At 63.0% G+C, this 6113-nt stretch carries 7 protein-coding genes and 1 pseudogene; 4 read left to right on the top strand and 4 right to left on the bottom strand.

What is annotated here, in order from left to right; genetic code table 11:
* The 4 genes and pseudogenes from ACTG4J_RS14380 to ACTG4J_RS14365 all read left to right on the top strand — a co-directional run.
* Nucleotides 1-675: pseudogene (locus ACTG4J_RS14380) on the top strand (class I poly(R)-hydroxyalkanoic acid synthase); the annotation flags it as partial.
* A gap of 188 nt (nucleotides 676-863) precedes the next feature.
* Nucleotides 864-1319 carry a Phasin gene (locus tag ACTG4J_RS14375; protein WP_439140427.1) on the top strand — a complete coding sequence of 152 codons (456 nt, stop codon included), beginning with the start codon at nucleotides 864-866 and terminating at the stop codon, nucleotides 1317-1319.
* A gap of 174 nt (nucleotides 1320-1493) precedes the next feature.
* Nucleotides 1494-2045 carry a polyhydroxyalkanoate synthesis repressor PhaR gene (gene phaR / locus ACTG4J_RS14370; protein WP_439140426.1) on the top strand — a complete coding sequence of 184 codons (552 nt, stop codon included), beginning with the start codon at nucleotides 1494-1496 and terminating at the stop codon, nucleotides 2043-2045.
* Between the two features lie 11 nt (nucleotides 2046-2056).
* Nucleotides 2057-2365 carry a hypothetical protein gene (locus tag ACTG4J_RS14365; protein WP_439140425.1) on the top strand — a complete coding sequence of 103 codons (309 nt, stop codon included), beginning with the start codon at nucleotides 2057-2059 and terminating at the stop codon, nucleotides 2363-2365.
* A 6-nt stretch (nucleotides 2366-2371) separates the two neighbouring features.
* Here the strand turns inward: ACTG4J_RS14365 and ACTG4J_RS14360 are convergent, their stop codons facing one another.
* From ACTG4J_RS14360 to ACTG4J_RS14345, 4 genes are all read right to left on the bottom strand, one after another.
* Nucleotides 2372-4618, bottom strand: coding sequence for a molybdopterin cofactor-binding domain-containing protein (locus ACTG4J_RS14360; RefSeq protein WP_439140424.1), 2247 nt, complete (start codon nucleotides 4616-4618; stop codon nucleotides 2372-2374).
* 3 nt (nucleotides 4619-4621) lie between these two features.
* A complete protein-coding gene (locus ACTG4J_RS14355; protein ID WP_439140423.1) occupies nucleotides 4622-5086 on the bottom strand; it encodes a (2Fe-2S)-binding protein in 465 nt (154 codons plus the stop codon).
* Nucleotides 5087-5170: 84 nt separating this feature from the next.
* Nucleotides 5171-5497 (bottom strand): DMT family transporter, encoded by a 327-nt coding sequence (locus ACTG4J_RS14350; protein WP_439140421.1) that lies wholly within the window; start codon nucleotides 5495-5497, stop codon nucleotides 5171-5173.
* 58 nt (nucleotides 5498-5555) lie between these two features.
* On the bottom strand, nucleotides 5556-6113 hold a 558-nt coding region (locus ACTG4J_RS14345), incomplete at its 5' end, for an ABC transporter permease (RefSeq protein WP_439140420.1).

Below are 6113 nucleotides of genomic sequence, written 5' to 3'. Positions count from 1 at the left end.
CTCGACAGCGATTTTGTCGATGCCATCGAACGCCAGGTCGCTGCCGAGGGCTATCTGGACAGCCATTACATGTCCAAGACCTTCTCCTATCTGCGCGCCAAGGATCTGGTCTATGGCCCCGCCGTGCGCAGCTACATGCTGGGCGAGCCGCCACCGGCCTTTGATCTGTTGTTCTGGAATGGTGACAGTACCAACCTGCCCGGCAAGATGACGGTGCAATATTTGCGCGGGCTGTGTCAGGACAACGGCTTTTCGGCTGACGGCTTTGCGCTGATGGGCGAAAAGTTGCATGTCTCTGATGTTCGCCTGCCGATCTGCGCCATCGCTTGCGAGACCGACCATATCGCCGCGTGGAAAGACAGTTTTCGCGGGATCGTGCAGATGGGGTCGAAGGACAAGACCTTCATCTTGTCGGAATCGGGCCATATCGCGGGCATCGTCAATCCGCCCGCCAAGAAGAAATACGGCCATTGGCGCGGCTCCGAGCCGATCGGCACGCCCGATGCGTGGAAAGAGGCAGCGCAATATCACGAAGGATCGTGGTGGCCGCATTGGGAAACATGGCTGGCAAAGCGTGCAGGCAAGAAAGTGCCTGCGCGAGGCTTGGGCTGCGAATCACACCCTGCCACTGATCCCGCGCCGGGCAGCTATGTCAGGGAAAATGTAACCGGCTGATCTGTCGTCAAAATCCCGGATCGCGATGCTGCAGTGCAGAATAATCTTGACTTGCTGCACTGCAGCATGCATAGATTGTGCACATGCAGAACACCGCCCTGCCGCATAGGGGCGAAACCACACAGCCCCGCGCATCGGGGCACACGCACACAGCCCCGTCGCACCGGGGCCTACCCCGGAGAAGACCCATGGCTGCTAAGACAACCGATTTCACCAAGATGATGTCCGACATGATGTCCGCCTACCCGATGGACATGTCGGCAATGACCGACGCCTTCAAGACCTCCGCCTCGATGAGCGAAAAGATGTCGAAGGTCATGCTCGACGCCGCTGAGAAGTCGACCGACATCTCGTCCAAGTTCACCAAAGACACCATCGCCAAGTTGGCCGATGTCTCGGCCGTCAAGGCCGAGCCGACCGACTACACCAAGTCGGTAACCGATTTCGCATCCGCACAGGCCGAAATGGCCGCTGAAACCATGGCTGCCTTCGCAGAAGTCGCCAAGAAGGTGCAGATGGAAACCGTCGAGCTGATGATGGCTGCTGGCAAGGAAGCAACCGAAGAAGCGACCGCAGCCGTCAAGAAGGCAACCGCCGAAGTGACGACCGCCGCCAAGAAAGCCGCTGCCGCCGCTGCAAAGTGAGCGACGCCTGACGGCACAGTATTCGTGCTGGCGTCCTCCCCGCCGGCATGAACACCAGAAGGGCAGACCCGCGTGGTCTGCCCTTCGCGTTTCTGCTACTGCACAATAAATTTGCATTTCCCACAAAGGGGCGTAGGTTTGTTGCTCTGCACCGCGGAAAGGGAGAGCAGTCAGATGGCCGATACCAGCGCGCCGCTTTTGATCAAGCGATATGCAAGCCGACGGCTCTACAACACCGAGACCTCCGATTACGTCACGCTCGAGGATATCGCGGGCTTTATTCGTACGGGCCGCGAGGTCAAGATCGTCGATCTGAAATCTGGCGATGACCTGACCCGGCAATATCTGCTCCAGATCATCGCCGAACATGAAAGCCGCGGCGAGACCATCCTGCCGATCGCGGTCCTCAACGATCTTGTGCGCAGCTATTCCAGCCAAGCGTCAACGGTTGTGCCAGATTTCCTGTCCATGAGTTTCGAGATGCTCAAGCAGGGGCAGTCGAAGATGATGGAGAACATGACCGCCATCAATCCGATCGCCAAGATGCCCGGCTTCGAGGCGATGCGCGCCCAGCAAGAGGCCTTTATCAAGGCGATGACCGGCGGGCTCGGCGCGCAATGGTCAGGCCCAACCGATGATGAGGCCAGCCCATCCAACCCGACCGACGAGTTGGACGAGATCAAACGTCAACTGGCCGAGTTGCAGTCGAAACTCAGCCGCATGTAGGGTTTTTTCTTGTGTCGCGTCACTTGGTTCTGGCCATGTTGGCCCCCTTCATGCTGTCAGGCTGCGCCTATTTCGGCTTCCTCAACCCTTGGCGTGCAGTCTCGGTTGACACCAGTGTGGCACGTTACCATGCCGCCATGGCCGATTTTTCGACCTGTGCCACGGACAGTGATCCGGCGATCCGGCTGGCCATGGCCCAAAGGCTCGAACAGTCCGCCGCGCTTCTGATGGCCGAGGCGCGGCCACGAAACCCCGATCATTTCTTCATGACCGACCGGGTGCGCGCGGCTGCACGCTACTGCGCCGACAGCCTGCGCTGAGCGGCCTTAGCCCACAAAGCGCAGCGTCTTGTTCAATGGCAGATCGCGGATGCGTTGGCCTGTCAGGGCAAAGATCGCATTGGCGAGCGCCGGGGCTGCTGGCGGTGTGCCCGGCTCGCCCACACCCCCGATATGGCCAGATGTCTCGAGGATGCGCACCGCGACCTGCGGCATCTGGTGTTGGCGCAGCGCATCGTAATCGGTGAAATTGCCCTGTTCGACCGCGCCGCCGGCAAAGCTGATCTCTTCCATCATCGCGGCCGACAGCCCGTAGACAAGGCCCCCCACCATCTGCGCCTCGATGATCGCGGGATCGAGTGCTGTGCCCACATCGCAGGCCATCCATGCCCGCGTCAGGGCAATCGCCCCCTCGCGCTCGGTCACTTCGATCACCACGGCGGTGGGCGTGTGAAAGGAATGGGTCATCGCCACGCCCATCGCCGTGCCGGGCGGGCGGGGGCCATCCCAGCCCGACATCTCGGCGACAGCGCGCAAGACGCCGGCACTCGGGCCATGTTCGGCCTCGGCAAGTTCAAGGCGGAAGGCCAAGGGATCGCGGCCTGCGGCATGGGCCATCTCATCGACAAAGCTTTCCATGAAAAAGCCGTTGAAGGAATTGCCGACCGAGCGCCAAAAGCCGATCGGCACATCCAGCTCGGCCAGATGCCCGCTGACCCGGTAATTGGGGATGGCATAAGGCTGGTTGAACATCCCCTCCACATGGCCCTTGTCGGGGCCGGGGGGCGGGCTTCCTGTCATGCGCGTCATGGATTGGCGCGTCACCGACGGGGCGGCAACGCGTCCATCAAACGTCAGCGCCTTGCCCGCGCGCACCACGCCGCGCATCCGGGCCACCGCTGCGGGGCGGTAGAAATCATGGCGCATATCTTCCTCGCGCGACCATGTGACCTGCACCGGCGTGCCGTCCATGGCTTGCGCGATGCGCGCGGCCTGCACCACGAAGTCGCTTTCGCCGCGCCGCCCGAACCCGCCGCCCAGATAGGTGACATGGCAGGTGACCTGCTCGGGCGAAAGGCCCACCGCCTCGGCGGCCTTGGCTTCTGCAAAGCCGGGGGCTTGGCTGCCGGTCCAAATCTCCAGCCCGTCGCCGGTGTAATGCGCCGCGGCACTCATCGGTTCCATCGTAGCATGCGCCAGCCATGGCACGCTGTATTCCGCCGTGATCTCGGTATCGGCGGGGCCTGCGGCGCCGTCTGCATCGCCTTTGTCGCGGAGCGTGGAGTTCGCGGGCGTGTCAAGCGCCGCGCGGATCACCGCAAGCATCTGGTCCGAGGTATCGGGGTAGGGGGCCGGGCCCCAATCGACCGCAACAGCCTCGGCGGCCTGCATGGCAAGCCATGTGTTGCTTGCGACCACCGCAATGCCCGTGCCCAGATCAATCACCCGTTCGACGCCCGGCATGGCCAGCGCCGCGCTGGCGTCAAAGGACAGCATCGCGCCGCCCAGATGGGGGTTCATCCGCACGGTGGCGAACATCATGCCGGGCAAGCGCATATCAATGCCGAATTGCGCGGTCCCCGTGACCTTGTCCACCATGTCGAGGCGCGGCATGGAACGCCCCAGGTATTTCCACTGCGAGGCTGGCCGCAATTCTACCCGGCGGGGCGGGTCGATCAGCGCGGCGTCTTGTGCCAAATCCTGATAGGTAAGTTCGACGCCGCCCGGTGCGATCACGCGACCATCGCTTGTGTCCAGCGTGCCGGCCGCCACGCCCAGCCGATTTGCCGCGGCCTGTTTCAGCACCTCGCGCGCAGTGGCGCCCGCTTGGCGCAGCTTGTCATAGGCATCGAGCGTCGAGGTCGAGCCGCCGGTTACCTGCAACCCGATCATCTTGGGCAGGATCGACATCGCCTCGACCATCATTTCCTGCCATGCGGTGCGGTCGTAATCAGTGGAGGGGAGCGCGTGGCTCATCAGCCCGGCGTTGTAATAGGCCTGCGCCGCAGGGCCATGGATCACCCGGATCTGGTCCCATGCCACATCCAGTTCCTCGGCCAGAAGCGCGGGCAGGGTGGTGTAGACGCCTTGCCCCATCTCGGCGCGCGGGGCGATCAGCGTGACGCCCTGTTGGTCGATGATGATCCAAGGGTTCAGCGTCACCGCGCCCTCGCCCGGTTCCAACGGGTTGGGCAGGTCACGGCGGTATTGCCAGACACCAAAGGCCACGCCACCCGCCACGGCGGCCGAACCGATCAGGAAAGTGCGGCGCGCGATCTTCCCCCAATTGGCCATCTCTCAGCCCTCCCGCAATGCACGGGCGGCGGTGTGAACCGCAGCGCGGATGCGCGGATAGGTGCCGCAGCGGCACAGATTGCCCGCCATGGCAGCGTCGATATCGGCATCGCTTGGCTCTGGGGTTGTCGCCAGAAGGTCGGCGGCTTGCATGATCTGGCCCGACTGGCAGTAGCCGCATTGCGCGACCTGATGGTCGATCCACGCCTGTTGCAGGGCATGAAGGGCCGCGGGGGTGCCCAAGCCCTCGATCGTCGTGACCGGCCCCCAGACATCGGCCAGCGCCACTTGGCACGACCGCACCGCTTGGCCATCGATATGCACGGTGCAGGCGCCACAGGCCGCAACGCCACAGCCGTATTTCGTGCCGGTCAGGCCAAGCGCATCGCGCAAGACCCAAAGCAGGGGCACGTTATCGGGCAACGCCACATCATGGGTTGTTCCGTTTACGATCAAGGGGGTGGTCATGGCGCCTCCGGTCCGAGGTTGGCTTCGTCGCTGAACTAGAGGTGTGCCCGATCGCGTCAATGCGCAATACGGCGCGACGCCACGTCACGACGCCGTGGAGGACCAGAGATTGAGCACCAAAACCCCCGCCACGATCAACCCGATGCCCAAGAGTGCGGGTAGGTCGAGTTTCTGGCCATACATCACCCAGCCGATCAGCGTGACCGCCGCCACACCCACGCCCGACCAGATCGCATAGGTAATGCCCAAGGGGATGGTGCGCAGCACGATGGCCAGAAAGTAGAAGCCGATGGCATAGCCCGTGATCGCGACAAGGCTTGGTGTCAGGCGGGTAAAGCCATCGGAGGCCTTGAGCGCTGTGGTGCCGACGATCTCGCCCGCGATGGCGATGATGAGAGAGAGCCATGGCATGGGCGAGCCTTTCTGGGGTGTCCGCGGAGTTCGGAAATCTCGAGGTTTTCCGCCCCTCCTAACGCCCACGAATGCGCGGGTCGAGCGCGTCGCGCAAGCCATCGCCGATATAATTGACCGACAGCACCGTCAGCGAGATCGCCATGCCCGGCCAGATCACCCGTTCTGGGTTCTGCGTCAGCCAGTCGGTCGCATCGAACAAGAGCCGCCCCCATGTCGGAAAGTCGGAGGGAAAGCCCAAGCCCAGAAACGAGAGTGCGGATTCCGTGATGATCGCATTCGCGATCCCCAGCGTGGCCGAGACCATGATGGGTGACATCACATTGGGCAGCAAATGGCGGGTGATCATCCGGTGGCTGGGCGTGCCGATGGAGCGGGCGGCCAGCACGAATTCGCGTTCCTTCAACGCCAGAACCTCGGCGCGCACGACGCGGGCTGTCTGCATCCATGACGTGACGCCGATCATCACCACGATCAGGATGAAAATCCCCCCCTCGGGGCCGAAATTGGCGCGCAGCGGATCGCGAAACAGCATGATCGTGACGAGAAGCAGCGGCAAGAGCGGCATGGCGAGGAATAGGTCGGTCGTGCGCATCAACAGCCCGTCGAGCCGCTT

Source organism: Roseicyclus sp. (assembly GCF_965662675.1).
Taxonomy (GTDB): Bacteria; Pseudomonadota; Alphaproteobacteria; order Rhodobacterales; family Rhodobacteraceae; genus Roseicyclus.
This window is presented reverse-complemented; position numbering and strand designations above follow the sequence as displayed.

Bases quoted from the DNA above. Each gene is read 5' to 3' on its own strand.
- ACTG4J_RS14375 (WP_439140427.1), top strand. From the start codon at position 864: ATGGCTGCTAAGACAACCGATTTCACCAAGATGATGTCCGACATGATG.
- phaR (WP_439140426.1), top strand. From the start codon at position 1,494: ATGGCCGATACCAGCGCGCCGCTTTTGATCAAGCGATATGCAAGCCGA.
- ACTG4J_RS14350 (WP_439140421.1), bottom strand. From the start codon at position 5,497: ATGCCATGGCTCTCTCTCATCATCGCCATCGCGGGCGAGATCGTCGGC.
- ACTG4J_RS14360 (WP_439140424.1), bottom strand. From the start codon at position 4,618: ATGGCCAATTGGGGGAAGATCGCGCGCCGCACTTTCCTGATCGGTTCG.
- ACTG4J_RS14355 (WP_439140423.1), bottom strand. From the start codon at position 5,086: ATGACCACCCCCTTGATCGTAAACGGAACAACCCATGATGTGGCGTTG.